This is a genomic window from Rhodococcus sp. NPDC003348 (assembly GCF_053589375.1).
This window is the reverse complement of record NZ_JBSFRT010000037.1, coordinates 1-26,311: the sequence shown is the minus strand read 5'-3', so window position 1 is coordinate 26,311 and position 26,311 is coordinate 1. Positions and strand designations below refer to the sequence as shown.

Genomic DNA, 26,311 nt, shown 5'->3' with positions numbered 1-26,311 from the left:
CCCGGTGCCGGGGCCGTCACGCGGCCCCGGCACACCCGGTCACGGCTTCGGGGTGACGATGTCGCTGTCCGCGGCGTTCGGGGCGGCCGGCGCGTCCTCCTCGGACCGGAGCCCGGCCACCCAGCCGGTGATCTGGCGGGCGAGGTCCTGAGCGGTCAGGCCGACCTCGGCGAGCACCTGGTCCCGCGAGGCGTGGTCGAGGAACCGCTGCGGAACGCCGACGTCGCGCGCGGGGGTGTCGATGCCCGCGGCCCGCAACGCAGCGGAGACCGCCGAACCGATGCCTCCGTGCACACCGCTGTCCTCGACGGTGACGACCATCGAGAAGTCGCGGCCCATCTCGACGACCGGACGCGGCACCGGCAACACCCACCGGGGGTCGACGACCGCGGCCGAGATGCCCTGCTGCGCCAGTCTGTTCGCGGTCTCCAGCGCCATCGCGGCGAAGCAGCCCACCGCCACGATCAGCACGTCGCCGCGCCGCTGCGGTGACACGTCCTCGCGCCGCGATGGTGGCATCGCCAGCACGTCGACCCCGTCGATCCGCTCGAGCGCCGGGATGTCGTCGCCGACCGCGCCCTTCGGGAACCGCACGGCCGTCGGGCCGTCCGAGACCGCGAGTGCCTCACCGAGCTCCTCCCGCAGGGTGGCGGCGTCCCGCGGCGCGGCCGCCCGCATGCCCGGCACGATCCCCAGCAGCGAGAAGTCCCACATGCCGTTGTGGCTGGCGCCGTCGGGGCCGGTGACGCCGGCGCGGTCGAGGACCAGCGTGACCGGCTGCTTGAGCAGTGCGGCGTCCATCAGCAACTGGTCGAAGGCGCGGTTGAGGAAGGTCGAGTACACGGCGACCACCGGGTGCAGGCCACCGAGAGCCAGGCCCGCAGCGGACGTGACCGCGTGCTGTTCGGCGATCCCGACGTCGAACATCCGGTTCGGGAACGCCTCGCCGAACGCGGCCAGGCCGGTCGGGCCGGGCATCGCAGCGGTGATCGCGACGACGTCCTCGCGTGTCCGCGCCTGGGCGATCAGCTCGTCGGAGAACACCGAAGTCCAGTCCTGGACCGGGGCGCTGGTCGAGCGACCCGTCCGGGGATCGATGACTCCGGTCGCGTGCATCTGGTCGGCCTTGTGGTTCTCGGCCGGCGCATATCCCATGCCCTTGCGGGTGACGGCGTGCACGAGCACCGGGCCGCCGAAGTCCTTGGCCCGCCGCAGCGCCGACTCCATCGCCGCCTGATCGTGGCCGTCCACCGGGCCCAGGTACTTGATCCCGAGATCGGTGAACATCACCTGCGGGCTGACGATGTCCTTGATGCCGGCCTTCATGCCGTGCAGGAACTGGTAGGCGGCGCGGCCGATCCACGGCATCTTCTTGACCATCCGCCGGCTGTTGTCGAGGACCTTCTCGTAGCCGGGCTGCAGCCGCAGCGCCGCGAGATGGTCGGCGAGGCCACCGATGGTCGGCGCGTACGAGCGGCCGTTGTCGTTGATCACGATGACCACCGAGCGGTCCCTGCCCGCGGCGATGTTGTTCAGGGCCTCCCAGCACATGCCACCGGTCAGCGCACCGTCACCGACGACGGCAACGACGTGCCGGTCCTGCCCGGTGAGCGCGAACGCCTTCGCCAGCCCGTCCGCGTACGACAGCGCCGCCGACGCATGGGAGGACTCGACCCAGTCGTGTTCGGACTCCGCCCGGCACGGGTAACCCGACAGACCACCCTGCTTGCGGAGCGAGTCGAACCCGTCCCGGCGACCCGTCACGATCTTGTGCACGTACGCCTGGTGGCCGGTGTCGAAGAGCACCGCGTCCTTCGGCGAGTCGAAGACCCGGTGCACCGCGAGGGTCAGCTCGACCACGCCGAGGTTCGGTCCCAGGTGCCCGCCCGTCGCGGACACCTTCTGCACCAGGAACTCGCGCACCTCGGCGGCGAGCTCACGCATCTCGGCGAGGGTCAGACCACGAAGATCACCGGGCGTCTGAACTCGAGAAAGAACACCCAACGAGATCGCTCCCTCCGCAGTACTGCACAACAACCCGCCGACCGACCACCGGTCGACCCGGTCAGTCTACGGAGCCCGGTATCCGAACACCGCCAGGCATACCGTCGGACGCTGTCGTGCGGCCGCGCTGCCTGGTCCATTATGCCTTCCGCGGTGAGTCACCTCACAGCGCGCGCCGCCCCGGACGGGCTCGACCTGCACGGCCCGGGACGGGCTCAACCTGCACGGCGCGGCCGCGAGTGACAACCTGGTCGGCATGCGCACTGTCGTGGACACGATCATCGGCGAGGTGTACGAGCGGTGTCTGGGCAACCGGGCCGGCGCCCTCGCCGACTACATCCCCGAGCTGGCCGAGGTACCGCCGGACACGTTCTCACTGTGTGTGGCCACCACCGACGGCCACGTCTACGAGGTGGGAGCGTCGAACGTCGAGTTCACCATCCAGTCGATCTCCAAACCACTCACCTACGGACTCGCCCTCGCCGACAACGGCCCGGACTCCGTCGCCGCCAAGATCGACGTCGAACCGTCCGGAGAGCCCTTCAACGAGATCAGCCTCGACCCCGTCACCGAACGGCCCCGCAACCCGATGATCAATGCGGGTGCGATCACCGCCGCGTCCCTGATCGCCGGTGCCGGCCCGGCCGCGCGGTTCGAGCGGATCCGCCGGTGCTACTCGGCATACACGGGGCGGGAGCTGACAGTCGACGAGGCCGTCTACACGTCGGAGGCACGAACCGGGCACCGCAACCGGGCGATCGGCCACATGCTGCGTTCGTTCGGCATCATCGCCGATGATCCCGACGAGGCGGTCGACCTGTACTTCCGGCAGTGTTCGATCAACGTCACCTGCCGCGACCTCGCGTTGATCGCGGCGACCCTGGCGAACAACGGCACCCACCCGCGCACCGGCCGCGTCGCCCTGTCCCCCGCCCACGTCGAGCAGGTGCTCTCGGTGATGACGTCCTGCGGCATGTACGACGCGGCCGGCGAGTGGATCACCCAGGTCGGGCTACCCGCGAAGAGCGGGGTGGGAGGCGGCGTGCTCGCGGTACTGCCGGGCCAGATCGGGATCGCGGTGCACTCCCCCCGTCTGGACTCGCACGGCAACAGCGTGCGCGGGGTCCAGGCGTGCCGCGAGTTGTCGAGGTCTCTCGATCTGCACTTCCTGCACGTCACCCGCGCGGCCCGGTCGGCGATCCGGTCCAGCTACACCGTCGCGGAGGCGCCGTCGCGGCAGCGTCGCACCGATGCCGAGCGGGCGACACTCGATCGAGTCGGTCACCGGACGCGCATCTACGAACTGCACGGGGACCTGCTGTTCGCGGGCGCCGAGTCCGCGGTCCGGGCCATCAGTGAGCGCGTACAGGACCTGGAGGCCCTGGTCGTCGACCTTCGTCGCGTCGACGAGGTCGGTGACGTCGCGCGCCGCATGCTCACCGAGATGCGCACCGACCTCGATGCCCGAGGCCTGCCCTGCGCCTTCGTCGATCCCGACAGCCACCTCGGGAACACCGCTTCCAGCCTCGACCCGTCCGGACAGGGCCGGGTCTTCGTCGACCTCGACAGCGCTCTGGAATGGGCGGAGACCGTGGTGCTGGACCGGCACTGCGCCGCGGGCCGTATCCCCGAGTCCATCGAGCTCACGGACCATCCGCTGCTCGCAGACCTCGACGAGCACCAGCTCGAGCTGGTGCGAGCCGAACTCGATTTCGTCGACGTGCCCGGCGGGCACACCATCGTCCACCGCGGCGACGAGGGCATCGGGATCGCGCTGATCCTGTCCGGACGGATCAGCACCGTGGTCGCCGGACCGAACGGCACCGGGAAAAGGATCTCCACGCTCGCTCCCGGCATGACGTTCGGGGAGATTCCCACGTTGACCGGCCGCACCTTCCTCAACGACGTCCGTGCCGACACACCGGCCCGCATCGCGGTGATGGGCCCCGGCCGATTCGCGAAGCTCACCGATGCCGCGCCGACCCTGAAACTGTCCATCCTGAACCGGCTGGTGACCGGCGCGTATGCGCAGCTCGATTCGGCGATTCGCGGCATTTCCGTGCAAGGAGACACCGCGCCGGGCGACGCCGTCATTCGGTAATTGCGTTGCCCGGTCCGCCGAAATCGGACAGTCTGAACCCCATGTCCGACCTCGCGATCGACACCAAGGGACTCGTCAAACGCTTCGGCAGCAACGTCGCGGTCGACGGCGTCGACCTCGCCGTTCCCCGCGGCGGCGTCTACGGCGTACTCGGCCCGAACGGTGCAGGCAAGACGACCACCATCCGCATGCTGGCCACCCTCCTCGACATCGACGGCGGGACCGCCCGGGTCCTCGGACACGACGTGGTCCGCGAGGCCGACACCGTCCGCAGCAAGGTCGCCCTGACCGGGCAGTTCGCATCGCTCGACGAGGACCTGACCGGCACCGAGAACCTCGTCCTGCTCTCCCGCCTGTACGGCTTCTCCCGATCCGCCGCCCGCGCCCGCGCCGACCAGCTGCTGGCCGCCTTCGAACTGTCGGAGGCGGGCGGCAGACAGGTGAAGAACTACTCCGGCGGCATGCGGCGCCGACTCGACATCGCCGCCTCGATCCTCGTCACCCCGGAACTGATCTTCCTGGACGAACCGACCACAGGTCTCGATCCCCGCAGCCGTAACCAGGTCTGGGAGATCGTGCGCGCACTCGTCGCGGGCGGCACCACCGTGTTGCTGACCACGCAGTACCTCGACGAGGCCGACCAGTTGGCGGACCGGGTGGCGGTGATCGACCACGGACGCGTCATCGCCGAGGGCACCACCGGCGAGTTGAAGGCGTCCGTGGGGTCCGGTGCCCTGCACGTGCGGGTCGCGGACCCGAGCCGACGCGCCGACGCCGCCGACGTGCTCAGGGCGGCGCTCGGCGTCGACGTCACCGTTGAATCCGATCCCGCCGCACTGACCGCACGCATCGACGACAGCGAGCGCGTCGCCCGCGCCCTGCCCGCGCTGAACGAAGCCGGGATCACGGTCACCACCTTCGCCCTCGGGCAGCCGAGCCTCGACGAGGTGTTCCTCGCTCTGACCGGCCGGCCCGCCGACTCCGACCTCGAGGAAACCCCGGCATGACGACCACCACAGTCACCACCTCACCCGCCGCCGCGGTGAGCGCCGCCCTTGCCCTCGACGGACCCCGGCCGAAGCGCTCCGGCGCGGTGGCGGCGTCGCTGTCCTTCGGGTGGCGGGCCCTGCTGAAGATCAAGCACGTCCCCGAGCAACTGTTCGACGTGACCATGTTCCCGATCATGTTCACGCTGATGTTCACGTACCTGTTCGGCGGCGCGCTGGCCGGCTCGACCGAGGCGTACGTGCAGTTCCTGATCCCCGGCATCCTGGTGCAGACGGTCGTGATGATCACGATGTACACCGGGCTGACGTTGAACAAGGACATCGAGAAGGGCGTCTTCGACCGGTTCCGGTCGCTGCCGATCTGGCGGCCGGCCCCGCTGGTGGGCGCGCTGCTCGGCGATCTCGTCCGCTACACGATCGCGTCGGTGATCGTGATGGTGCTCGGCCTCATCCTCGGGTTCCGGCCCGCGGGCGGAGTCGTCGGTGTGGTCGCCTCCGTGGCGTTGCTGCTGCTGTTCTCGTTCTCGATGTCGTGGGTCTGGACGATGTTCGCGATGTTGATGCGCACCGAGCAGGCGGTGATGGGCGTGTCGATGTTCATCCTGTTCCCGCTCACCTTCGCGTCCAACATCTTCGTCGACCCGTCGACGATGCCGGGCTGGCTGCAGTCGTTCGTGAACGTGAACCCGATCAGTCATCTGGTCACCGCGATCCGCGGGCTGATGGCCGGTGACGTGAACGCCGCGCAACTGGGCGTCGTGCTGGCCTGGTGCGCCGGCTTCGTGATCGTCTTCGGGCCGATCACGATGCGGCTGTACAACCGCAAGTCCTGAACATGCGAAAGGCCCGGCCCCTGGTGTGGGACCGGGCCTTTCGTGTGCGCCTACACCTTGGCGTATTCCTGATCCGCCTCGGACGGCTTCAGGTCGATCGTGGTGCGCAACGCCTTGTTCGGCAGCAGGCTCACGGCGATCAGGGTGACCACGGAGACGACGGCGGCGATCAGGAAGATCCGGCCCGTCGCGTCGCCATAGGAGGCCCGGATCACCTCACGCACCGGCTCGGGAAGGGCGGCGAGATTGAGGTTCCCGCCGCCGCCCGGGGTGTGCGAGTCGATGCCGAGCTTCGCGAAGCCGGCGGCCGTCAGCTCCGTGACCCGGGTGGCCAGGACCGAACCGAGCACCGAGACACCGATCGCGCCGCCGAACGTGCGGAAGAACGCGACCACGCTCGACGCCGCGCCGACGTTGTGGACGCTCACCGTGTTCTGCACCGCGAGCACCACGTTCTGCATCAACATGCCGGTGCCGAGGCCGAGCAGCGCGATCATCAGCCCGATCACCGGGATCGCGGTCTCGTGATCGACGGTCGAGAGCAACGCGAAGCCGATCACCTGCAGCGTGGCACCCGCGACGACAAATCCCTTCCATTTACCGAACCGGGTGATCAGCAGACCCGACACCACGGAGCCGGTGAGCATGCCGAGCACCATCGGAATGGTCAGGAGGCCCGCTTCCGTCGGCGAGAAGCCACGCGCGGTCTGGAAGTACTGGGTGAGGAAGGTGGTGGCACCGAACAGACCGATGCCGACGGCCACCGACGCGATGATCGCGAGGGCGGTGGTCCGCTCGACGACGATCTTGAGCGGGATGATCGGCGACGACGCCTTGCTCTCCACTACGACGGTGGCGATCAGCAGCAGCAGGCCGGCACCGACCATCAGTGCGGACTCGGTGGAGATCCAGTCGTAGTAGGTGGCCTTGCCTGCGAAGGACACCCAGATGAGCAGCACGGACACGCCCGCGGTCAGCAGGGTGGCACCGAGCCAGTCGATCTTCACGCCCTCGACACGCGTGGTGTCGATGTGCAGCGTCTTCTGCAGCAGGAACAGGGCGATGACAGCGAGCGGCACGCACACGAAGAAGCACCAGCGCCAGCCGAGGCTGTCCGCGATCACACCGCCGAGCACCGGCCCACCCGCCATCGACACCGCCATGACGGCACCCATGTAGCCCGAGTACCGACCGCGATCGCGCGGCGGGATGATCGTTCCGATGATGGCGACGACCAGCGCGGTCAGACCACCCATGCCGATGCCCTGGATCACCCGGGCACCGAGGAGGATCGGCACCGTCGACGACAGGCCGGCAATGACGGACCCGATGACGAAGATGACGATCGAGGACTGGACCAGCAACTTCTTGTTGTAGAGATCCGAAAGCTTGCCCCAGATCGGCGTGGACGCCGCGGTGGCGAGCAGCGAGGTGGTGATCACCCACGCGTACTGGGTCTGGCTGCCGTTGAGGTCACCGATGATCGTCGGCAGCGCCGTGGACACGATGGTCGAACTGATCAACGCCGTGAACAGTGCGGCGAGCAGTCCGGCGAGCACCTCGAGGATCTCCCGGTGTGTCATCAGCTGCTCCGGCGGGGCGCGGTGCCCGACGGTGGATTCGGTGGTGGTCATGCGCGAAATCCCCCTTTGAGTGGTGCGGTGGCGCCGGTCACGGGGGTCCGAGCCGGTGACGAGAAGGTCAGTTTGAGGTGCCGAAGGGCAGCCAATGCGTCTTCGGCCTCGCCCTGGCTCCAGTCCGCGAGCATCCGCCGGAGACGGGCGGCTCGCAGTTCCCTGTTGTCGGCGAGGAACCGGACTCCGGCGTCGGACAGCTGCACCAACGAGGCCCGACCGTCGGCCGGGTCGGTGCGGCGTTCGACGAGACCCGCGTCGACGAGGTCGGCGATCTGCCTGCTTAGCGACGACTGACTGACGCACAGGTTCACGGCGAGCTCGTTCTGCCTGCACGGCGCGGAACCCGCGAGAACGTGCAGGACGCCCAGCAATGCGGGCGGCAGCCCGGATTCGTCGGCGTTGCCCAGCAGGTTGCGCAGGGTACGACCGAAGAGGAACACCTCCTCCACCAGGTCTTGCGCGGTGGTGGTCTGCACGGTCATGACGGGAAGCCCCCAGGAAAAGTAAAGCCAACTTTAATATGCTTGCGTTATGCAAGTATATATTGATTGCATTATGCAAGCAAGTAGAGGCAGGGTCTCCGGGGTGTGATTCACACCCCACCTCCCGGCGGGGGCCACACGTCCGGGCCCGCGAGGCGAGCGCGCCGCGGCGCGGACCCTCAGCGCTGCAGCAGCGCGATGCACTCCATGTGATGGGTGAGGGGGAAGGCGTCGAAGGCCCGCACCTGCGCGAGCCGGTACCCCTGCCCCAGATAGAGGCCGACGTCCCGGCCGAAGGCCGCGGGATCGCAGCCGATGTGCACGACCGTGCGCGGCCCGGCGGACGCGACGGCCTCGATCACCGCACGGCCCGCGCCGGACCTCGGCGGGTCGAGGACGACCGTCGACACCGGGCCCGGGAGCGCGGTGACCAGGTTCTCCGCCCGCGCCGACTCCAGCCGGACCTGCGGCAGATCCGACAGCGCGCGCCTACCGTCCTCGACGGCTCCGCGGCTCGACTCCACCGAGACGACCGTGCCGCGCTCCCCCACCTGTCCGGCGAGCGCGGCAGCGAACACACCGACCCCGCCGTAGAGGTCCCAGGCGGTGTCACCCACGCCGAGCCCCGACCATTCGGCGACCACCTCCGAGTACCGCTGCGCCGCCCCGCGATGAGCCTGCCAGAATCCGGTCGCCGACAGCTCCCACTCCCGGTCACCGACACGCTGCACGGCGCGCCCGCTCCCGAGTACCACGTGTTCGCGCCGCGGCCGGGCCGTCGCCGCCCTGCGGGCGGTCGCGCCGCGCCTGCCGGGGCTCCGACGGCCGGTGCGGCTCACCTGGGCCGGTTCGATCTCGACCACGTGCCGGTCCCCCGCCGCGTCCACGGTGACCTGCAGTTCGCCACCGGGACGCCACGACCGCTCGGCCAACCCGTCGTAGACACCCGAAACAGGTTGCGGACAGGCGAGATTCGTGATCACGTCCGAGCTGCGATAGCCGTGGAAGCCGGCGCGGCCGTCGGCGTCGACAGCGAGCCGCAGCCGGGTGCGCCAACCCGCGCCTGCCCCGGTTCCCGGCAGCTCCTCGACCTCGACATCGCGCTCGACCCCGGCGAGACGGTGCAGTTGCTCGGCGACCACCGACGATTTCATCGCCCGCTGCGCGGACAGTGTCGCGTGGGACAGATCACAGCAGCCCGCGCCGCCGGGCCCGGAGATCGGGCACAACGGATCGACACGATCGGCCGAAGCCGAGATGATCTCCACCGCGTCGGCCCGGCAGTAGGAACCCCCGCGGTCCTCGGTGACGCGGGCCCGCACCACCTCACCCGGCAGCCCGTGCCGGACGAACACCACGCGGCCCTCGTACCGGGCCACGCAGAACCCGCCATGACCCGGATTGCCCAGCGTGACCTCGAGCTCCCGGCCGTACCAGTTCTCGCTCACTGCTTCACGTTTCCTTCGGGCGCGTCGAATCCGCGTCGGGTCCCGCCGGGGCCGGTCGGCACGGTGTAACGCTTGACCCGTTCGGACGAGGTCAGCTGCCAGGGCACCGAGGTCACCATCACACCGGGCTGGAACAGCAGCCTGCTCTTGAGCCGCAGTGCACTCTGGTTGTGCAGGATCTGCTCCCACCAGTGGCCGACGACGTACTCGGGAATGAAGACGGTCACCACGTCGCGGGGCGAATCCCGCCGCACCCGCCGGACGTAGTCCAGTACCGGCTTGGTGATCTCCCGGTACGGCGACTCGATCACCTTGAGCGGCACCGTGATGTCGCTCTTCTCCCATTCCCGCACCAATGCCCGAGTGTCCGGTTCGTCGACGTTGACGGTCACCGCCTCCAGCGTGTCGGGGCGGGTCGCGCGGGCGTACGCAAGTGCCCGCATGGTCGGCATGTGCATCTTCGAGACCAGCACGATCGAGTGGGTACGACTGGGGAGCACCCCATCCCACTCCTGCTCCTCGAGCTCTGCGGCGACGCTGTCGTAGTGCCGCCGAATGGACTTCATCACCACGAAGATCGCGACCATCGCGACGATCGCGATCCAGGCACCGGCAGCGAACTTGGTGAGCAGCACGATCACCAGCACCGCACCGGTCATCGCGAGGCCGATCGAGTTGATCACCCGCGAGCGCTGCATGTGCCGTCGCTGTGCGGGATCGGTCTCGTCCCTCAGGTGCCGGGTCCAGTGCCGGATCATGCCCGTCTGACTGAGCACGAACGAGACGAAGACGCCGACGATGTAGAGCTGGATCAGCTTGGTGACCTCGGCACCGAACAGCACCACGAAGGCGATCGCGGCACCGGATAGGAAGAGGATGCCGTTGCTGAACGCGAGGCGGTCGCCGCGCGTGTGCAGCTGACGCGGCAGGTAGCGGTCCTGCGCGAGAATCGAACCCAGCACCGGGAAACCGTTGAACGCGGTGTTCGCCGCCAGAACCAGGATCAGGGCGGTGACGGTCGCGATGAAGTAGAACCCGATCGGGAATCCCGAGAACACCGCCTCGGCGAGCTGGGCGATCAGCGTCTTCTGCTGGTAGTCCGCCGGCGCCCCGATGAGCTGGGTGGCCGGGTCGTGTGCGTACACCACGCCGATCTTCTGGGCGAGGATGATGATGCCCATCAGCAGCGTGATGGCGAATGTGCCGAGCAACAGCAGCGTGGTCGCCGCGTTGCGGGACTTCGGTTTCCGGAACGCAGGCACGCCGTTGGAGATCGCCTCGACACCGGTCAGCGCCGCGCATCCGGAGGAGAACGCGCGGGCGATCAGGAAGGCGAACGCGATCCCGTACAGATGAGAGTCCTCCGCCTGCAGTTCGAATCCGGACGACACCGCACGCACGTCGTCGCCGAGCACGTAGATCCGGAACAGCCCCCAGCCGAGCATCGCGAACATGCCGACGATGAACGCGTAGGTCGGAATCGCGAACGCGGTCCCCGATTCCCGGATCCCGCGCAGGTTCATCGCGGTGAGCAGCACGATCGCCGCGACCGCGAACAGCACCTTGTGCGTCGCGACGAACGGAACCGCCGATCCGATGTTCGATGCCGCCGACGAGATCGACACCGCGACGGTGAGTACGTAGTCGACCATCAGGGCGCTGCCGACGGTGAGGCCGGCGTTCGGGCCGAGGTTGACGGTCGCGACCTCGTAGTCGCCGCCGCCGGAGGGGTAGGCGTGCACGTTCTGCCGGTAGCTGGCGACGACGACGGCCATCACGACGCAGACCGCGAGCCCGATCCACGGGGTGAACGCGTATGCGGAGATGCCGGCCACCGACAGGACCAGGAAGATCTCCTCCGGCGCATAGGCCACCGAGGACATCGCATCGGATGCGAAGACCGGGAGCGCGATCCGCTTGGGCAGCAGGGTGTGACCCAGCTTGTCGCTCCGGAACGGTCTACCCACCAACAGCCGCTTCGCAGCGGTCGAGAGCTTTGACACCGCCAAAGCGTAAGCCGTCGGCACCGATCCGGCGCCATCCGCACCGAACACCGCCGATTTCGGCACGCGTGCGGGCACCCGCCGATCAGGAGCGGTACCGTTCGGGTTCACAAGGAAGCGGTGCCGTGTGCGCGGCACGAGAGACAGCTCCGTCGAGACCGGAGCGGAGGGGCCAGCGGTGTACGTAGTCGTGATGGGGTGCGGCCGGGTGGGATCGGCCCTCGCGGCCGGGCTGAACCGGATCGGACACGAGGTCGCGATCATCGACCGGGACCCGGAGGCGTTCCGGCGCCTCGACCCGGAGTTCACCGGGCAGCGGGTCGTCGGCATGGGCTTCGACCGCGACGTGCTGATCAAGGCGGGAATCGAGCGGGCCGAGGCATTCGCCGCGGTGTCCTCGGGCGACAACTCGAACATCATCTCCGCGCGCGTGGCCCGGGAGACCTTCGGCGTCAACCGGGTGGTCGCACGGATCTACGACGCCAAACGCGCGGCGGTGTACGAGCGGCTCGGCATCCCGACGGTGGCCACGGTGCCGTGGACGACGGACCGGTTCCTGCACCACCTGACACTCGAGTCGCACACCGCGAAGTGGCGGGATCCGACGGGCACCGTCGCGGTCGCGGAGCTCGACCTGCACGAGGACTGGGTCGGGCACAAGGTCACCGAACTCGAGGAGTTCACCGGTTCCCGTGTCGCGTTCCTCATCCGCTTCGGCACCGGCGTGCTGCCGAACCTCAAGACGGTGATCCAGGCGGACGACCAGGTGTACATCGCCGCCGTGTCCGGCACCGTCGCCGAGGCCGTGGCCCTCGCGACGACCCCCCCGCCGGCGGACGAGTGAGACCACCGACACCGTCCCGAGTACCCGCGAGCGTGACCGCTCACCACTACCCGATCGGATGTACCCGATGAGAGTCGCAATTGCCGGAGCCGGCGCCGTCGGCCGTTCGATCGCCCGCGAACTGGTCCGCGGGGACCACCACGTCATGCTGCTCGAGCGCAAACTCGAGCACGTCGACCCGGAGGCGATTCCGGAGGCGCACTGGGTGCATGCCGACGCCTGTGAACTCGGGCTGCTCGAGGCCGCCAAACTCGAGTCGTACGACGTGGTGATCGCCGCCACCGGCGACGACAAGGCCAACATCGTGGTCAGCCTGCTCGCCAAGACCGAGTTCGCGGTCCAGCGCGTCGTGGCCCGGGTGAACGATCCCCGCAACGAGTGGCTGTTCGACGAGTCCTGGGGTGTCGACGTCGCGGTGTCGACGCCGCGGATGCTCGCCTCGCTGGTCGAGGAGGCGGTCTCGGTCGGAGATCTGGTGCGGCTGATGACATTCCGGCAGGGTCAGGCGAACCTGGTGGAGATCACCCTGCCTCCCGACACCGCACTGGCGGGCAAGCCCGTGCGCCGGATGCAGCTGCCTCGCGACGCCGCGCTGGTCACGATCATCCGTGGCGGCCGGGTGATCGTGCCTCAGCCCGACGACCCGATCGAGGGCGGCGACGAACTGGTTTTCGTGGCCTCGGTCGAGGTGGAGGACGAACTGCGCGAGGCGGTCGGCCTGACCCGCTGAGCGGGCCGGACGCCGGGCCCTTGTCGACGGATTTTCACAGGGGTTACCGTCGACTGGTTGCAGCTCTCGTTTCGAGGTGACCGTCATGGTCGTCACATCGAAGAACTCCGTCTCCACGCGCCGTCGCTGGTGGGCGCTCTCGGCGCTCGCCGTTGCGATGCTCACCATCGGCCTGGACACCACCGTTCTCGTGGTGGCGCTCCCCACTCTCGCCGTCGACCTGGGCGCGAGCACCGAACAGTTGCAGTGGTTCGTGTCCTCTTACACGCTCGTGATGGCCGCGGCGCTGCTACCTGCCGGTGCGATCGGCGACCGGGTCGGCCGCAAACGCCTGCTCGTCGGCGCGATGACACTGTTCGGTGTCGCGTCACTGCTCTGCGCCTTCGCTGGCACCGCCGGTCAGCTGATCGCCGCCCGGTCGCTCCTCGGCCTGGCCGCGGCCGTGATGATGCCGATGTCGCTCGCGGTACTGCCGGTGCTCTTCCCCGGCCGCCGCGAGCAGGCCCGGGCGTTGTCGGTCTGGGTCACTGCGACGGCCGTCGGACTCCCTCTCGGCCCGTTGGTCGGCGGCTGGCTGCTGCAGCACTTCTGGTGGGGGTCGGTGTTCCTGATCAACCTGCCGCTGGTGTGTGTCGGGGTCGTGGCGGTCGCGGCCCTGGTGCCGGAGTCCCGGTCCAAGCAGAAGATCCCGTTCGACCTGCCCGGTGCCGGACTGGCCAGCACGGGACTGTTCGCCCTCACCTACGGATTGACGCGGGCGGGCACCTCCGGCTGGTCCGATGCGGTAACCCTCTGCGCTCTGGCCGTCGCGGCGGCACTGCTGGCCGCATTCGCGGTTCGGCTCCGCATCGCGGCCCATCCTCTCGTCGACCCCTCGCTCTTCACCGTTCGCGAATTCACCTGGGGTGCAACGCTCTCGACCCTGATGAGCCTGGTGATGTTCGGTCTGTTCTTCGCGCTGCCGCAACTGCTGCAGTCCGTGCAGGGCAACGACGCCCTGACCACCGGGGTCAAACTCCTGCCGCTGATCGCCGGACTCGCGGCGGGCGCCCGGATCGGCGACGCCCTGGGCAACCACCTCGGCCCCGGTGCGGTCGCCGCACTCGGCTTCGGGGTCCTGGCCGGTGGCGCCGCCCTCGGCACCGTCACCGGGGCGGACACCGGCTACGGCCTGGTCGCCACCTGGTTCACCGTCGCGGGACTCGGGCTCGGGCTGGCACTGCCGGTGATCATGGCCGCCGCCGTCGGTGCCCTGTCCGAGGAGCGGGCCGGGTCCGGAGCGGCGCTGATCCAGGCATTGCGCCAGGCCGGCGGGACGATCGGGGTCGCCGTCCTCGGCACCGTTCTGAACTCCGTCTACCGGGCGAACCTGAACACCGGAGCGCTCCCTCAGCCGCTCGCCGAGCGGGCACGTCAGGGTGTGCCCGCCGCCGACGAAATCGCCCGCCGACTCGACCTCCCACAGCTGTTGCGGTCGGCGAACGGCGCATTCGTCGACGGCCTGGACGCCGTGCTGTGGGTGACCACGGCGGTGGCAGTGGTCTGCGCGATAATCGCGGTGGTGACGCTGTCGCTGCGACCGGGGCCCGAGACCGGGCACCCTGCCGAGCGACCCGGCGTGGGCTGATCCCGACGAAGCGGACAGATACTTCGCCTTTCACAGGAATTACGGCACTTCGGATTTGCCTGATTCCCGCGCAATCGGTCCGCTAACGGACAAAGACATTTCGACGGCGTACGAATATCGGGAATTCATCCATTCGAATGAATAATCGCGCAGAAGATAACAATTTCTCCGCAGTTCCATAACGCATCGAAGTCGATCCGAAGCTACGAGCGGGTGTCCCGGTCCGAATCCTGCGGGTTCGCGTCCACCGCCCCGTCGTCGACCACCCCGTCGTCGACCGCGGCGTCGTCGAGCGTGTCCGCGTCCAGCGCCTCCGCATCGACCGACTGGTCCGCCCTGCGCACCGCCCAGACGGTCACCAGCAGAACCAGCGCCGTCAGCGGCCAGCCCATCCCGATCCGGGTCACCGCCAGCCACCCGGTGTGATCGGTGTCGTAGAGCTGCGACTGCACGAGGTACCGGGCCCCGAAGACCACCGCCCACGCCAGGGTGGCGATGTCGTAGGCGCGGATCGCCGCCCGCGACCGACGCCAGCTGTTGCCGTGCCCGTTGAGGAAGCCCCACACCACGCCGACCAGCGGCCACCGCACGAGAATCGACACCACGAAGGCGCCCGCGTACAGCAGCGACGTGTAGATCCCGAACAGGAAGTAGCCCTTCGCGTCACCGGTCCGGTGTGCGATGAACGCGCAGACCCCGACCCCGATGAAACCCGAGATCGCCGGCTGCACGGTGCCGCGCACGACCAGCCGCCACACCAGCACCGCCGCCGCGACCCCGAGCGCGGCCCAGATCGCCGCGGTCAGGCCGAAGAAACTGTTCACCGGGACGAACGCCACGATCGGCAGCGTCGAGTAGACGAGCCCGCTGATACCGCCGAGCTGTTCGAGGATGGTGGGCTGCTGCCTGTCGGTCACCACACGAGGGTGCCACATCGCGATCGAGGTGGGCACCGGCCGTCACCCGGAGCATTCCACCTGCGGAAGTTCCTACGAGTCGCCGAGCAGTTCGTAGTAGGGGTTGTAAATGACCTTCTGCCCGTTGCGGTCCCCGAGCCTGCCGCGGACCAGCAGCTTCTTTCCGGTCTCGATCCCGGCGATCCGGCGGCGGCCGATCCACACCAGCGTCACCGGATCGGTGCCGTCGAACAATTCCGCCTGCACGGTGGCGCTCGACGACTTGGAACAGGACTCCACACTGCGCAAGCGGCCCTGCATCGTCACCTCCTCGCCGTGCCGGCAGTCACTGGCCCGCTGGGCCCCCGACGCCTGCGAGGACTCCGCCATCTCCTCCGCGTCGAGTTCGTCGAGATCTCCGGTCAGCCGCCGGGACAGTCGTCGGAAATATCCGTTGGCCGCGAGTGCCATTGCGCGCTCCTCCGAGCAGGTACGGTGCGATCCCTCGCCCCGCTTGTAGGTCTGTGTGATCGCCACTGTAGACCCACTTCCGAACCGGTCAACAAGACCGCCTGCAGACCGTCCCCGGACGGCCGTGCACTATCGACGTATGGCACAGCTGACGCTGCCACCGGTCGCGGTGGCCCTACCCGGAACCGGGTCCGATGCCGACTTCGCCGCGCGCGCCTTCACCGGCGCGTTGTCGCAGGTCGGAGTCCATGTAGTTGCCGTCGATCCCGACCCTCGCCGGGTGGTCGGCAGCTATCTCGACGCGCTCAATGCCGCCGCCGCCGAACACGGCCGCGTGCTCGCCGCGGGGATCTCGATCGGCGCCTCGGTCGCGCTGGAGTGGGCGACGCGACACCCGGACCGCGCGGTGGGCGTCCTCGCGGCACTGCCCGCGTGGACCGGCGACCCCACCGATGCCCCCGCCGCGATGAGCGCCACGTTCACCGCAACCCGGCTCCGCGCCGACGGACTCGAGGCCGTCACCAGCGCGATGATCGAAACCTCACCCGCGTGGCTGGGCGGGGAACTGGAACGCTCCTGGCGGTCGCAGTGGCCGCACCTGCCACTCGCACTCGACGAGGCCGCCGGGTACCACGGCCTCACCGAGGACGAGATGGCGCACACCGCGGTACCCGTCGGCATCTGCGCCGCGATCGACGACGCCGTGCACCCGATCGAGGTCGCACAACTGTGGACGCGGATCCTCCCGGACGCCGCCCTCCACACCGTCACCCTCGACCAGGTCGGCGCCGATCCCGCCGTCCTCGGCCGGAACTGCCTGAACGCGCTCCTGGAGGCGGCCGGCCAGCGGAGCTAGTTTCGGTCCATCTGCTGCATCGCCGAGCCGGAACCGCCGGGTCGATGCTCCGGCGGCGTCGCGTCCCGTTCCTGCTGGGCGAGCGCCGCGGCCTCGGCCGCCTGCTGCTGCGCCACGGCCTGCTGCTCCGCGGCCTGCTGCTGCGCCAGGACCTGCTGCTGCTGGGCGGCAACCAACTGCTCGGCCAGCACCTGCGGCAGGATCACCGGCAGCGGGGTCCGCACCGGGTGCGGTTCGTCGCCGCGGCGGACGACGGTCTCGCGCAGCACCTCCCGCGCGATCTGCGCGAGCGGTGCGTCCGCACCGGCGGAGCCGGCGGGCCCGGCCGCGACACAGCGGATCATCCAGCGGTACCCGTCGATGCCGATGAACCGCAGGTCGGCATTGGGCGTCACCGCGTGAAGTTCGCGCCCCCACGGTCCGCCCTGGACCGTCACCTGCGCGTTGTCGGTGCGCAGCGAGTCGGCCAGGTCGGCGGTCACCTCGCGCCACTGCCCCGGAGACTTCGGGGCGGCGTACGCGGCCACGGTGATCCGGCCGTGCTGCGTCACCAGGTGCACCGCCTGCGGTGACCCGTCGGGCGCCATCTCCACCTGGATCTGGCCGCCGTCGGGCACCGGAACGAGAACCGAGCCCAGGTCCAGGCGCCCCTCGGCCGGATCGACGTCCAGGTCGTTCACGTCATAGGGACCGCGATCCTCGGTGCCGAGCGCCGGGAACTCGTCGGTGACGGCCGTGGGGTCGGTGTCATCCACCGGGACATCCGCCGAGTACGACTCGTCGGCCGCCGCGGCGTCCTTCTTCTTCCGTCCGAACATCAGCGTGCCTCTTCCTCGGCCGGGCCCGCCGCCGCGTGCAGCAGCGCATGCCCACCGCTCGAACCGTGTCCACCCGCGCCCCGGCTCGTGTCGTCGAGCGAGTCGACCTCCACGAACGTCACCAATTCGACGCGCTGCACCAGCAGCTGCGCGATCCGGTCGCCTCGGCGGATGTCGATCGGGGTGCGGGTGTCGTGATTGATCAGGCAGACCTTGATCTCCCCGCGGTATCCGGCGTCCACCGTTCCGGGGGTGTTCACCACCGACAGCCCCGACTTCGCGGCCAGGCCGGAGCGGGGATGGATCAATCCCACCGTCCCCAGCGGCAGCGCCACGGCGATGCCGGTGCCCACCAGGGCCCGCTCGCCGGGCTCGAGGGTCACGTCGACGGTCGAGCAGAGGTCGACGCCGGCGTCACCCTCGTGGGCACGTCGCGGCAGTGGTATCTCGGGGTCGAGGCGTAGCAGCTCGACGGCAGGAAGATCGCTCACGTGCACCGAGACTACTCTGAGTGTGTGTCTGCGAACCCCCGACCTGGGAACCACGAATCGACGTCCGTCCACAACACGGCCGCCACCGCACCACCGATCTATTCCGAGCGGCTCTGGGTCCCGCTGTGGTGGTGGGTTGCGGGTCTGGCGGTCGCCGGCCTGCTCGCGGCCGAGGTGCACATGGGAGCGCCGAGCATCCTCGCCTGGGTGCCGTACGTGCTGCTGCTCCCCTTCCCCGCGTGGGGCCTGCTGTGGCTGAGCAGATGGCGGGTCGAGGTCACGCCCGGCGCCGACGGCGGTCCGGGCGAGCTGCAGATCGGGCGCGCCCACCTGCCCGTCGACGTGATCTCCCGGGTGGCGGTGGTGCCGCCGTCGGCGAAGTCCGCCGCGCTCGGCCGCCAGCTCGATCCGGCCGCGTTCGTGCAGAACCGCACCTGGGTCAAGCCGATGCTGCTGATCCTGCTCGACGATCCGGAGGATCCGACGCCGTACTGGCTGGTCAGCACCCGCCGCCCGCACGAGCTGGCCGCGGCACTGGGCTGGAAGACCACCGCGTCGTAGCCGTACCCGAACGACGAGCGCCCGGTCCGAACTGGATGTCCAGGTCGGATCGGGCGCTTGTTCGTCCGGGCGCGGGGTCGGTGCGCGACACCGCCGCACCTCACCGCCGGCCGAGCCTCCACGGGCTCGGTCGCGGGCGGGTTGCGCGGCCGCAGTACTGCACCGTCAGGCGGCGCAGTCCATGCAGATCATGACGCCGTTGGCCTCGCTGGCCAGCCGGCTCCTGTGGTGCACCAGGAAGCAGCTCGAGCACGTGAACTCGTCCGCCTGCTTCGGCACCACACGAACCGACAGCTCCTCGCCGGACAGGTCGGCGCCCGGCAGTTCGAAGGATTCCGCCGTATCCGACTCGTCGACGTCGACGACCGCGGACTGGGCCTCGTTTCGCCGCGCCTTCAACTCCTCCAGCGAGTCCTCCGACACCTCATCGGATTCCGAACGCCTCGGTGCGTCGTAGTCGGTTGCCATCTCGTGTTCCCCTCGTCCTCTCTCGTCATCTGTCCCCGTCCCCACGCCCCGGTGGGCGCGCCGCCTGTCGCAGCCTCGCTGCACAACGCGGCAGAACGAAAATTCGTGCCCGGAAGTTAGCAACAGAAAATATGATTCGCCTCACATTCTCCGAAACTTGCACACCTCCGCGACCATCGTCCTGTCACGATCAGGCGGGCAGACAATAGCCGAACTCGGCGAAAATGTCTCGGTCCATTTCCCCGTGGCCCGAAAATCGTCCGGCAATCGTCACAAACACCTCCGCGGCCCTGGACATTCCGGGCCGGGAGGACATCCGTCACACCGCGACACGCCGCGCGCGGCGCAGGCCGTCGCAGCCGACCACGCCCACGCCGCCTGACCTCCGGTGTCGCAACCCGGCACCGCCCTTCACTACGCTGTGCGCACGCAGCAGCACCCGAACAGCGAGAGGTCAGGACGCAACGTGGTTTCACTGATCACCGAGGGCAGCTCCACGGGCCCCAACGGCAAGCCCTACCCGTACCGCCGGGCACTGCCGGTGATCGCCCTCATCGCGGTCCTCGCCGTCCTCGGCGCCGTGGTGTGGTTCCGGATCCTGACCAAGCCGGAGGAGCTGTCCGCCCCGGTCGTGTGCAACCCGCCGTCCGTGTCCGGTCCGCTCGACCCGAACGAGCCCGAACCGCAGCCGCTGGGCGAGCCGGTGTCCGCGACGACGCTGCTCGACGTCGAGCCGGCCCCGCTCGCCTCCACCCGCGTCCGGGTCTTCAACGCGAACGGTGAGCGCGGCCAGGCCGCGGACGTGGCGTCCCAGCTCAGCGACTACGGCTTCGCCTCCGCACCCGACGTACAGTCCGGCAACGACCCGGTCTACGTCGACCAGAACATGCAGTGCCAGGGTCAGATCCGGTTCGGATCGAACGGCCTCGCGGCCGCCAGCGCCCTGTGGCTGGCCATGCCGTGCGCGGAATTGATCCAGGACGGCCGCAGCGACGACATCGTCGACCTCGCACTGGGCACGTACTTCCGCAAGCTCCAGCCGAACACCGACGCCGAAGAGGTCCTCTCCTCGCTGAAGACCGCCGCCCCCGGCGGCGCCGGCGCGGTGGACATCGACCTCCTCAAGGCCGCGCGCGCCGCGCACTGCTGATCTCGGCGGCCGCTTCGCACCGACTGTGCCGTCCTCGGCGGCCGCCGCTACACCGGGATCGGGTCGAGCGCCCCCACCTCCGCGAACAGCGCATCCAACGCCCTCGCGACCCCCGGGGCGGCGGCCACCACGATCGCACCCTCGTCGCCGCTGGACTCCGCCGACGGCAACCGCACCACGGCACCGGCCTCCTCCGCGACGAGCGCGCCTGCGGCCCAGTCCCACGGGCTCAGACCGTGCTCGAAGTGTGCGTCGACCCGACCCGCCGCAACCATGCACAGGTCCAGCGCGGCAGACCCGATCCGGCGGATGTCGCGAACGCGGGGCAGCAGCGCGGCGACCAGTTCGCCCTGCTGGCGACGGCGGCCCTGCGCGTACCCGAAGCCGGTCGCAAGCAACGACATCGACACCTCGGTGACTGTGGTGCAGCGCAGTCGGTGCGCCGTGCCGTCGGCCTCGTGGAGCGTCGCGCCCAGACCACGGGCGGCCGAGTAGACCGCACCCGCCGCGACGTCGACCACCGCGCCCGCGACGGACACGCCGTCGATCTGGGCGGCCACGGAGATCGCGTACGCAGGGATCCCGTACAGGAAGTTGACGGTGCCGTCGATGGGGTCGACGACCCAGCGCACTCCGGCCGGGCCGCCGTCGCGCCCACCCTCCTCCCCCAGCACCGCGTCACCGGGACGGATCTCGGCCAGCCGCGCCCGGATCACGTCCTCGGTCTCGGTGTCCACTACGGTCACCGGATCGGTGGGGGTGCTCTTCGTGGTCACGGCGTCGGAGGCGGCCTCGTCACCGACCGCTGCGAAGACCTCCGGACGGCGGCGCGCGACGTGCTCGGCCGCCTCGACCGCGACCCGAACCGCCACCGCGCGCAACGCGGCCGGGTCGTCGGGGGCCTGTGCGACAACGGCGTCGAGGTGGGCACGGACTGCGGGATGATCGGCGAAAAGCGGCACGCCCCATGGTGCCTCACGGGTTCCCGTCACGCAGCACCCACAACCACTATCGTGACCGGCATGACGACGCAGCAGGCGAATCGGGGTTTCGGCATCGACGTCGGGGGCAGCGGCGTCAAGGGCGGTGTGGTGGACCTGGACACCGGCCAGTTGATCGGTGACCGGATCAAGATCCTCACCCCGCAGCCGGCCACGCCCACCGCCGTCGCCGCGACCGTCGCCGACATCGTGCGGCAGGCCGGATGGGACGGACCGGTCGGGATCACACTGCCCGCCGTCGTCACGGCTGGCGTCGCGCGCACCGCCGCCAACATCGACGCGACGTGGATCGGGACCGACGCCAACGCCCTGTTCTCCGGAGCGCTCGGTGGCCGCGCCGTCACCGTGCTCAACGACGCCGACGCCGCCGGGGTCGCCGAGGACCGGTACGGCGCGGGCAAGGACGTGGACGGCGTCGTCGTGCTGCTCACGTTCGGCACCGGCATCGGCTCGGCGATTCTCAACCACGGCGTGCTGCTGCCGAACACCGAGTTCGGGCACATGGAGGTGGACGGCAAGGAGGCCGAGCACCGGGCCTCGTCCGCGGCCAAGGAGACCAAGGACCTGTCGTACAAGGAGTGGGCGAAGGAGGTCTCCCGGGTGCTCACCCGCTACGAGGACCTGCTGTGGCCGGACCTGTTCATCGCGGGCGGCGGAATCAGCCGCAAGGCCGAGAAGTGGATCCCCCACCTGACCAACAGAACACCGGTCGTCGCGGCGTCGCTGCAGAACACGGCGGGTATCGCGGGGGCCGCTCTCGCCGCTGTGACCAGCATCGGAACGTAGCTCCCCGCGACGATAGTTACAATGGTGAGGCCGACGTCCAAGCCGGCCGAAATCAACTGACCTCTCCGCCGGAAATCCACTCTGGCGTGACGCCGCACGACTCCGTCACGAAAGGGCGTACGTGGCCGCCACCGAAACCAGTCCGACCTCCGACTCCGCGACCGAAGCGGAGGTCACCGGTACCGCTCCCGCGAAGAAGGCGGCGGCGAAGAAGGCCCCTGCGAAGAAGGCGGCCGCGAAGAAGGCCCCTGCCAAGAAGGCGGCCGCGAAGAAGGCCCCTGCCAAGAAGACCGCCGCCAAGAAGGCGGGCGCAAAGAAGGCGACCGCCAAGGCCGGCGACCCCGATGCGATGGACGAGGGTCTCGACGACGGCGACATCGGCGATCTCGACGTGCCCGAGGGCGACCTGACCGACGAGGTCGTCGAGGAGGTCACCGTCGAGGAGGACGAGGCGACCGAGGAGCCGTCCGAGAAGGACAAGGCGTCCGGCGACTTCGTCTGGGACGAGGAGGAGTCCGAGGCGCTGCGGCAGGCCCGCAAGGACGCCGAGCTCACCGCCTCCGCCGACTCGGTGCGCGCGTACCTCAAGCAGATCGGCAAGGTCGCGCTCCTCAACGCCGAGGAGGAGGTCGAGCTCGCCAAGCGCATCGAGGCCGGCCTGTACGCGACCCAGCTGATGCAGGAGCACGCCGAGAAGGGCGAGAAGCTCCCCGCCGCGCAACGCCGCGACATGAACTGGATCTGCCGCGACGGCAACCGGGCGAAGAACCACCTGCTCGAGGCCAACCTGCGCCTCGTCGTGTCGCTGGCCAAGCGCTACACCGGCCGCGGCATGGCGTTCCTGGACCTGATCCAGGAGGGCAACCTGGGCCTGATCCGCGCGGTCGAGAAGTTCGACTACACCAAGGGCTACAAGTTCTCCACGTACGCCACCTGGTGGATCCGGCAGGCGATCACCCGCGCGATGGCCGACCAGGCCCGCACCATCCGCATCCCCGTGCACATGGTCGAGGTGATCAACAAGCTCGGCCGTATCCAGCGTGAGCTGCTCCAGGACCTGGGCCGCGAGCCCACTCCCGAGGAGCTCGCGAAGGAGATGGACATCACGCCGGAGAAGGTGCTGGAGATCCAGCAGTACGCGCGCGAGCCGATCTCCCTGGACCAGACCATCGGCGACGAGGGCGACAGCCAGCTCGGCGACTTCATCGAGGACTCCGAGGCCGTCGTCGCGGTCGACGCGGTGTCGTTCACGCTGCTGCAGGATCAGCTGCAGTCGGTCCTCGACACGCTGTCCGAGCGCGAGGCCGGCGTCGTGCGGCTGCGGTTCGGCCTGACCGACGGCCAGCCCCGCACCCTCGACGAGATCGGCCAGGTCTACGGCGTCACCCGCGAGCGGATCCGCCAGATCGAGTCGAAGACCATGTCGAAGCTGCGCCACCCGTCGCGCTCGCAGGTGCTGCGCGACTACCTCGACTAGATCGTCAGATCTCGCCCGTCTCGTCCGGAACGGCCGTCGGCTCCTGAGCCGACGGCCGTTCGCGTAGCCGGGGCACGAGCAACCGGGTGACCGGTTCGACGATCCGGGCGGCGACCGGTCCGAGCACAGCCATCAGGAGGACGTACGCGGTCGCGAGCGCCGCGATCTCCCCCTCGACGGCACCCGCGGAGACCGCGAGACCGGCGATGACGATCGAGAACTCGCCGCGGGCGACCAGCGCGGCCCCGGCGCGGGACTGACCCATCAGGGCGACGCCCTGCCTGCGAGCGGCCCACGCCCCGGTGACGATCTTCGTCACCGTGGTGACCACCGCCAGCGCCGCCGCCCAGCCGAGCACCGGCGGGACGGTCGCGGGGTCGGTGTTGAGACCGAACACCACGAAGAACATCGCCGCGAACAGGTCCCGCAACGGCTCGAGGACCTGAGCCGCGTTGCGGGCGGTCGCCCCCGAGATCGCGATGCCGAGCAGGAACGCCCCGACCGCCGCCGACACCTGCAGCGAGGACGCGAACCCCGCCACGAGCAGCGCCGCACCGAGCAGTTTGAGCAGGAACACCTCGCGGTCCTTGGCGTCCACGATCGCGGACACCACGTGGCCGTAACGCAGCGCGACCGTCAGTACGAGCGCCAGCATCAGCAGGGCGACGACCAGTGCCTTCACTCCCCCGACGAGACCGACCCCGGCCAGGATCGCAGTGAGGATCGGCAGGTAGACCGCCATCGTCAGATCCTCGAACACCAGGATCGAGAGCACCACCGGGGTTTCACGGTTGCCGAGCCGACCGAGGTCGCTGAGTACCTTGGCCACGATGCCGGACGACGAGATGTAGGTGACACCGGCCATCACGAGCGCGCCGACCGGACCCCAGCCGAGCAGCAGCGCGACGGCCACACCGGGAGCCGCGTTGAGGACCAGGTCGAGGACGCCGGCCATCCACGACTTGCGCAGCCCGGTCATCAGTTCCGACGCGGAGTACTCGAGTCCGAGCAGCAGCAGCAACAGAACGACGCCGATCTCGCTCGCCAGGTGGCCGAAGCCGCTGATGTCGCCGAGCGTGATGAATCCGCCCTGCCCGAAGCACAGACCTCCGACGAGGTACAGCGGAACCGGCGACATGCCGACGCGGCCGGCGAGGCGACCGAGCACACCGAGGACGAAGAAGACCGCACCCAGCTCGACGAGCGCGAGCGCGGTGCTATCCACGGCTCACCCGTGGTGCAGGATCTTGGTGGCGGCGTCCAGGCCGTCGGAAGTGCCGACTGCGACCAGCAGGTCGCCCTCGGTCAGATTGAAATCCGGATTCGGCGACGGGTACGCCTGGCCGGCCCGCATCACGGCCACCACCGACACCCCGGTCCGGCTCCGCATCGCGGTCTCCCCCAGTGTGCGGCCGTCGAACGGTGACTCCTCGGTGATCGGGAGTTGCCGGGTGGTGATGCCGGGCAGGTCCCGGTGCTCCTCCCGCAGCTGCGACACCAGCTGCGGCGCCCCGAGCAGATTCGCCAGCACGGCCGCCTCGTCGTCGGTCAACCGCACCGAGGCCTGGCAGGCGTCGGGATCGTCCTTCTTCGAGACGATCAGGTCGGTCCCGCCGTCGCGCAGCGTCACCACCCCGACGCGTCGCCCGGTGGAGAGTTCGAAGTCCTTGCGGATCCCGATCCCGGGCAGTGGGGTCACTTCCACGTTCATGTCTCAACGGTAGCGCTGGAACGAGTTTCCGGTCGCAGGTCATCGATTCGGGGGTGTTCCGAACGTGCCGTCCGGGCCCGGCCGGTACGGCGCGACCGCGATGACCGCGGCGACGGGGAGCGGGCTGTACAGGTGAGGGAACCGCATCGACGCCGGATCGGTCGGCACCCCGGGTTCCCAGCGAACCTCGGCGCCGAGCCCGGTCGCGTCGAGGTACAGCAGGACCAGATCGTCGCGCCCGGCGAACAGACGGTTCGCGGGCAGGTGCACCTGCTGCAGCGTCGACAGGTGCACGAACCCGTCTTCGGCGAACGAGTCCGGGACACGCACACCGGCGGTCCGGGATTGCTCCCACTCGGCTGCGGTGCACATGTGCACGAGGGTCGGGTCCGTCACGGACAGACCCTATCCCGCGCCCGTTCGGTGACCTGCATCACCGGTCCGGCCGTGTTTTCTGTTAGTGAAACCACAAAGAAACACCGTCGGGAACATCGTCCGAACGCCAAACGTCTGACAGAGTGATGCCACCGCGTCACCCGACGCGGCGGACCAGCCCCCAGGGGTCCCGGGTCGCACCGGGAGCCAGTACGGAGGAGTCATGCCCGGAACACTGACCAGCCCCCCGTTGACCGCAGCCGACCGGTGCGACCGGTGTGGTGCCGGAGCTCGCGTCCGCGCGGTGCTCGCCACTGGTGGAGAACTCCTCTTCTGCCAGCATCACGCCAACGAGCACGAGGATCGACTCCGCGCGATGAACGCCACCATCGTCTCCGGCGCCATCGACGAGGCAGCGATCTAGGCCGTCAGAACCGGGCGGCCTGACCTCAGACCCCCATTCGACCGGAAGGGCCCGCACCACATGGTGCGGGCCCGTCCCCGGGTGCCGCGGGCGGTGGCGGCGTGTGGAGA

The 26,311-nt window shown here is 69.4% G+C and carries 26 protein-coding genes; 12 read left to right on the top strand and 14 right to left on the bottom strand.

Translation table 11 applies throughout. The features are described 5' to 3' along the window. Window positions 1–39: 39 nt before the first annotated feature. The gene (gene dxs / locus ACWDU4_RS21445; protein ID WP_450115935.1) at window positions 40–2,004 is read right to left on the bottom strand and encodes a 1-deoxy-D-xylulose-5-phosphate synthase; all 1,965 of its coding nucleotides are present in this window, start codon (window positions 2,002–2,004) and stop codon (window positions 40–42) included. Between the two features lie 256 nt (window positions 2,005–2,260). On the opposite strand from dxs, the gene glsA reads away from it, so the two are divergent. Genes glsA through ACWDU4_RS21430 form a run of 3 tightly spaced genes read left to right on the top strand, consistent with a single transcriptional unit; the run spans window position 2,261 to window position 5,945 of the window. After that, a complete protein-coding gene (gene glsA / locus ACWDU4_RS21440) occupies window positions 2,261–4,105 on the top strand; it encodes a glutaminase A (protein ID WP_450115934.1) in 1,845 nt (614 codons plus the stop codon). Between the two features lie 41 nt (window positions 4,106–4,146). After that, window positions 4,147–5,112, top strand: coding sequence for an ATP-binding cassette domain-containing protein (locus ACWDU4_RS21435; RefSeq protein ID WP_450115933.1), 966 nt, complete (start codon window positions 4,147–4,149; stop codon window positions 5,110–5,112). Beyond that, the gene (locus tag ACWDU4_RS21430; protein WP_450115932.1) at window positions 5,109–5,945 is read left to right on the top strand and encodes an ABC transporter permease; all 837 of its coding nucleotides are present in this window, start codon (window positions 5,109–5,111) and stop codon (window positions 5,943–5,945) included. Before ACWDU4_RS21435 ends, ACWDU4_RS21430 begins: the two co-directional genes overlap by 4 nt. A 50-nt stretch (window positions 5,946–5,995) precedes the next feature. Here ACWDU4_RS21430 and ACWDU4_RS21425 read toward each other — a convergent pair whose 3' ends face one another. The 4 genes from ACWDU4_RS21425 to ACWDU4_RS21410 all read right to left on the bottom strand — a co-directional run bounded on the left by ACWDU4_RS21425 (window position 5,996) and on the right by ACWDU4_RS21410 (window position 11,515). After that, window positions 5,996–7,579, bottom strand: a complete 1,584-nt coding sequence (locus ACWDU4_RS21425) for an MDR family MFS transporter (RefSeq protein WP_450115931.1) — start codon at window positions 7,577–7,579, stop codon at window positions 5,996–5,998. Further along, window positions 7,576–8,064: a MarR family winged helix-turn-helix transcriptional regulator gene (locus tag ACWDU4_RS21420; protein ID WP_450115930.1), complete on the bottom strand. Its 489-nt coding sequence runs from the start codon at window positions 8,062–8,064 to the stop codon at window positions 7,576–7,578. Before ACWDU4_RS21420 ends, ACWDU4_RS21425 begins: the two co-directional genes overlap by 4 nt. A gap of 179 nt (window positions 8,065–8,243) precedes the next feature. After that, the gene (locus ACWDU4_RS21415; protein WP_450115929.1) at window positions 8,244–9,512 is read right to left on the bottom strand and encodes a class I SAM-dependent RNA methyltransferase; all 1,269 of its coding nucleotides are present in this window, start codon (window positions 9,510–9,512) and stop codon (window positions 8,244–8,246) included. Continuing rightward, window positions 9,509–11,515 carry an APC family permease gene (locus tag ACWDU4_RS21410; protein ID WP_450115928.1) on the bottom strand — a complete coding sequence of 669 codons (2,007 nt, stop codon included), beginning with the start codon at window positions 11,513–11,515 and terminating at the stop codon, window positions 9,509–9,511. Before ACWDU4_RS21410 ends, ACWDU4_RS21415 begins: the two co-directional genes overlap by 4 nt. Before the next feature lie 178 nt (window positions 11,516–11,693). Here ACWDU4_RS21410 and ACWDU4_RS21405 point away from each other — a divergent pair, with 178 nt between their 5' ends. From ACWDU4_RS21405 to ACWDU4_RS21395, 3 genes are all read left to right on the top strand, one after another. After that, window positions 11,694–12,359 (top strand): potassium channel family protein, encoded by a 666-nt coding sequence (locus ACWDU4_RS21405; protein WP_450115927.1) that lies wholly within the window; start codon window positions 11,694–11,696, stop codon window positions 12,357–12,359. Window positions 12,360–12,426: 67 nt separating this feature from the next. Next, window positions 12,427–13,089 carry a potassium channel family protein gene (locus ACWDU4_RS21400; protein ID WP_450115926.1) on the top strand — a complete coding sequence of 221 codons (663 nt, stop codon included), beginning with the start codon at window positions 12,427–12,429 and terminating at the stop codon, window positions 13,087–13,089. An 85-nt stretch (window positions 13,090–13,174) separates the two neighbouring features. Next, complete coding sequence (locus tag ACWDU4_RS21395) at window positions 13,175–14,716, top strand: MFS transporter (protein ID WP_450115925.1); 1,542 nt, start codon at window positions 13,175–13,177, stop codon at window positions 14,714–14,716. Between the two features lie 203 nt (window positions 14,717–14,919). Here the strand turns inward: ACWDU4_RS21395 and ACWDU4_RS21390 are convergent, their stop codons facing one another. Together ACWDU4_RS21390 and ACWDU4_RS21385 are read right to left on the bottom strand one after the other, a co-directional pair. Next, a complete protein-coding gene (locus tag ACWDU4_RS21390; protein ID WP_450115968.1) occupies window positions 14,920–15,651 on the bottom strand; it encodes a DUF3159 domain-containing protein in 732 nt (243 codons plus the stop codon). Window positions 15,652–15,705: 54 nt separating this feature from the next. Next, window positions 15,706–16,083 carry an OB-fold nucleic acid binding domain-containing protein gene (locus ACWDU4_RS21385; protein ID WP_450115924.1) on the bottom strand — a complete coding sequence of 126 codons (378 nt, stop codon included), beginning with the start codon at window positions 16,081–16,083 and terminating at the stop codon, window positions 15,706–15,708. A gap of 139 nt (window positions 16,084–16,222) precedes the next feature. Here ACWDU4_RS21385 and ACWDU4_RS21380 point away from each other — a divergent pair, with 139 nt between their 5' ends. After that, a complete protein-coding gene (locus ACWDU4_RS21380) occupies window positions 16,223–16,939 on the top strand; it encodes an alpha/beta fold hydrolase (RefSeq protein ID WP_450115923.1) in 717 nt (238 codons plus the stop codon). Here the strand turns inward: ACWDU4_RS21380 and ACWDU4_RS21375 are convergent. Beyond that, window positions 16,936–17,757: a DUF3710 domain-containing protein gene (locus ACWDU4_RS21375; protein ID WP_450115922.1), complete on the bottom strand. Its 822-nt coding sequence runs from the start codon at window positions 17,755–17,757 to the stop codon at window positions 16,936–16,938. The two genes, ACWDU4_RS21380 and ACWDU4_RS21375, sit on opposite strands and share 4 nt — an antisense overlap. Beyond that, window positions 17,757–18,254, bottom strand: a complete 498-nt coding sequence (dut, locus tag ACWDU4_RS21370) for a dUTP diphosphatase (RefSeq protein ID WP_450115921.1) — start codon at window positions 18,252–18,254, stop codon at window positions 17,757–17,759. The genes ACWDU4_RS21375 and dut overlap by 1 nt, the downstream gene beginning before the upstream one ends. Window positions 18,255–18,344: 90 nt before the next feature. Here dut and ACWDU4_RS21365 point away from each other — a divergent pair, with 90 nt between their 5' ends. After that, window positions 18,345–18,809 carry a DUF3093 domain-containing protein gene (locus tag ACWDU4_RS21365; protein WP_450115967.1) on the top strand — a complete coding sequence of 155 codons (465 nt, stop codon included), beginning with the start codon at window positions 18,345–18,347 and terminating at the stop codon, window positions 18,807–18,809. A 165-nt stretch (window positions 18,810–18,974) separates the two neighbouring features. Here ACWDU4_RS21365 and ACWDU4_RS21360 read toward each other — a convergent pair whose 3' ends face one another. Continuing rightward, a complete protein-coding gene (locus ACWDU4_RS21360; RefSeq protein ID WP_387469245.1) occupies window positions 18,975–19,277 on the bottom strand; it encodes a DUF4193 domain-containing protein in 303 nt (100 codons plus the stop codon). A 466-nt stretch (window positions 19,278–19,743) separates the two neighbouring features. Between ACWDU4_RS21360 and cei the strand changes: the two genes are divergently transcribed. Further along, the gene (cei, locus tag ACWDU4_RS21355) at window positions 19,744–20,427 is read left to right on the top strand and encodes an envelope integrity protein Cei (RefSeq protein ID WP_450115920.1); all 684 of its coding nucleotides are present in this window, start codon (window positions 19,744–19,746) and stop codon (window positions 20,425–20,427) included. Between the two features lie 47 nt (window positions 20,428–20,474). On the opposite strand, the gene ACWDU4_RS21350 is transcribed toward cei, so the two are convergent. Continuing rightward, window positions 20,475–21,308: an inositol monophosphatase family protein gene (locus ACWDU4_RS21350; RefSeq protein ID WP_450115966.1), complete on the bottom strand. Its 834-nt coding sequence runs from the start codon at window positions 21,306–21,308 to the stop codon at window positions 20,475–20,477. 141 nt (window positions 21,309–21,449) lie between these two features. Here ACWDU4_RS21350 and ppgK point away from each other — a divergent pair, with 141 nt between their 5' ends. Further along, on the top strand, window positions 21,450–22,214 hold the full coding sequence (gene ppgK, locus ACWDU4_RS21345; RefSeq protein ID WP_450115919.1) for a polyphosphate--glucose phosphotransferase: 765 nt from the start codon (window positions 21,450–21,452) through the stop codon (window positions 22,212–22,214). 121 nt (window positions 22,215–22,335) lie between these two features. Then, a complete protein-coding gene (locus tag ACWDU4_RS21340; protein ID WP_450115918.1) occupies window positions 22,336–23,691 on the top strand; it encodes an RNA polymerase sigma factor in 1,356 nt (451 codons plus the stop codon). Between the two features lie 4 nt (window positions 23,692–23,695). Here the strand turns inward: ACWDU4_RS21340 and ACWDU4_RS21335 are convergent, their stop codons facing one another. Genes ACWDU4_RS21335 through ACWDU4_RS21325 form a run of 3 tightly spaced genes read right to left on the bottom strand, consistent with a single transcriptional unit; the run spans window position 23,696 to window position 25,774 of the window. Further along, window positions 23,696–24,916 (bottom strand): cation:proton antiporter, encoded by a 1,221-nt coding sequence (locus tag ACWDU4_RS21335; RefSeq protein WP_450115917.1) that lies wholly within the window; start codon window positions 24,914–24,916, stop codon window positions 23,696–23,698. A gap of 3 nt (window positions 24,917–24,919) precedes the next feature. Then, a complete protein-coding gene (locus ACWDU4_RS21330; RefSeq protein WP_450115916.1) occupies window positions 24,920–25,402 on the bottom strand; it encodes a cation:proton antiporter regulatory subunit in 483 nt (160 codons plus the stop codon). A gap of 39 nt (window positions 25,403–25,441) precedes the next feature. After that, entirely contained in the window at window positions 25,442–25,774 is a 333-nt protein-coding gene (locus ACWDU4_RS21325) for a DUF952 domain-containing protein (protein WP_450115965.1), read from the bottom strand. A gap of 226 nt (window positions 25,775–26,000) precedes the next feature. Between ACWDU4_RS21325 and ACWDU4_RS21320 the strand changes: the two genes are divergently transcribed. Continuing rightward, window positions 26,001–26,201: a DUF7455 domain-containing protein gene (locus ACWDU4_RS21320; RefSeq protein ID WP_450115915.1), complete on the top strand. Its 201-nt coding sequence runs from the start codon at window positions 26,001–26,003 to the stop codon at window positions 26,199–26,201. The last annotated feature ends 110 nt before the right edge of the window (window positions 26,202–26,311 follow it).

Excerpts from the sequence above, each read along its gene's own strand:
- ACWDU4_RS21320 (WP_450115915.1), top strand. The coding sequence starts at position 26,001 with ATGCCCGGAACACTGACCAGCCCCCCGTTGACCGCAGCCGACCGGTGC.
- ACWDU4_RS21380 (WP_450115923.1), top strand. The coding sequence starts at position 16,223 with ATGGCACAGCTGACGCTGCCACCGGTCGCGGTGGCCCTACCCGGAACC.
- ACWDU4_RS21360 (WP_387469245.1), bottom strand. The coding sequence starts at position 19,277 with ATGGCAACCGACTACGACGCACCGAGGCGTTCGGAATCCGATGAGGTG.
- ACWDU4_RS21420 (WP_450115930.1), bottom strand. The coding sequence starts at position 8,064 with ATGACCGTGCAGACCACCACCGCGCAAGACCTGGTGGAGGAGGTGTTC.
- ACWDU4_RS21385 (WP_450115924.1), bottom strand. The coding sequence starts at position 16,083 with ATGGCACTCGCGGCCAACGGATATTTCCGACGACTGTCCCGGCGGCTG.
- ACWDU4_RS21395 (WP_450115925.1), top strand. The coding sequence starts at position 13,175 with ATGGTCGTCACATCGAAGAACTCCGTCTCCACGCGCCGTCGCTGGTGG.
- ACWDU4_RS21435 (WP_450115933.1), top strand. The coding sequence starts at position 4,147 with ATGTCCGACCTCGCGATCGACACCAAGGGACTCGTCAAACGCTTCGGC.
- glsA (WP_450115934.1), top strand. The coding sequence starts at position 2,261 with ATGCGCACTGTCGTGGACACGATCATCGGCGAGGTGTACGAGCGGTGT.
- ACWDU4_RS21400 (WP_450115926.1), top strand. The coding sequence starts at position 12,427 with ATGAGAGTCGCAATTGCCGGAGCCGGCGCCGTCGGCCGTTCGATCGCC.
- ACWDU4_RS21325 (WP_450115965.1), bottom strand. The coding sequence starts at position 25,774 with ATGTGCACCGCAGCCGAGTGGGAGCAATCCCGGACCGCCGGTGTGCGT.
- ACWDU4_RS21375 (WP_450115922.1), bottom strand. The coding sequence starts at position 17,757 with ATGTTCGGACGGAAGAAGAAGGACGCCGCGGCGGCCGACGAGTCGTAC.
- ACWDU4_RS21425 (WP_450115931.1), bottom strand. The coding sequence starts at position 7,579 with ATGACCACCACCGAATCCACCGTCGGGCACCGCGCCCCGCCGGAGCAG.
- ACWDU4_RS21430 (WP_450115932.1), top strand. The coding sequence starts at position 5,109 with ATGACGACCACCACAGTCACCACCTCACCCGCCGCCGCGGTGAGCGCC.
- ACWDU4_RS21390 (WP_450115968.1), bottom strand. The coding sequence starts at position 15,651 with ATGTGGCACCCTCGTGTGGTGACCGACAGGCAGCAGCCCACCATCCTC.
- ppgK (WP_450115919.1), top strand. The coding sequence starts at position 21,450 with ATGACGACGCAGCAGGCGAATCGGGGTTTCGGCATCGACGTCGGGGGC.
- ACWDU4_RS21330 (WP_450115916.1), bottom strand. The coding sequence starts at position 25,402 with ATGAACGTGGAAGTGACCCCACTGCCCGGGATCGGGATCCGCAAGGAC.